The sequence below is a fragment of the Vibrio sp. 1249-1 genome (genome assembly GCF_033340495.1).
Genome location: NZ_JAWOWJ010000416.1, coordinates 1 through 774 on the forward strand (window position 1 = coordinate 1; position 774 = coordinate 774).

The window sequence follows — 774 nt, forward strand, 5'->3', positions numbered from 1 at the left end:
CATCACCTGGTTGGTATGTCAGACCCGAACCATCTAGATCGATTTCAATATGGCGAACATCTTTACCCGAGTCTCGACCCGTGATCTTTTGGCTGGTGAGTAACGTCGCTGTGTATGGATTTTGTTTGTTGTACTGAGAATGTGAAGCTGCCGCTTGTCCTACAGGAAGTTGAACAATTTCCGCTTCATTGCCAGAAGATAGTGTCTCTTTAACTTTACCTAGCGCATTCTTGCGCCATTCTTCCGCTGCCGCTTCGTAATCAACATCGCAGTCAATACGGTCAATAAAAGACGTCGCGCCCAGTTTTGCTAAATACGTGTCAAAGTCTTTACCAGTTTGGCAGAAGAACTCATAACTAGAATCACCCAATGCAATCACACCATATTGAAGGTTTGATAGCTTAGGTGCTTTCTTAGATTGTAAGAACTCGTGCAACTCAATGGCATTGTCTGGCGCTTCACCTTCACCGTTGGTAGAAGCAACAATGATGACGTGCGTTTCTTTGGCTAAGTTTTTGCCTTTGTAGTCGCTTGCATCAAACAACTCTACTGCAATTCCTTCTGCTTTTGCTTCTTGTTCCAACGCTTCAGCAACACCTTTTGCGTTACCGGTTTGAGAAGCAAAAATGATGGTCAACTTACCGGCAGGCTTTGCTGATACTGCGGCAGCTGCTTGGGCGATTGGTGTTGCCGCCGCACTTGGTTGATGTTGAGCTAAACCCCAAAAGTACCCACTGACCCAAGCAAGTTGCTGCGAAGACAACTCAGAGACAG

Annotated in this window: 1 protein-coding gene; it reads right to left on the bottom strand. The window is 46.0% G+C overall.

The features are described 5' to 3' along the window. On the bottom strand, positions 1-774 hold a 774-nt coding region (locus R7Z50_RS26730; RefSeq protein ID WP_318149647.1), incomplete at both ends, for a flavodoxin domain-containing protein.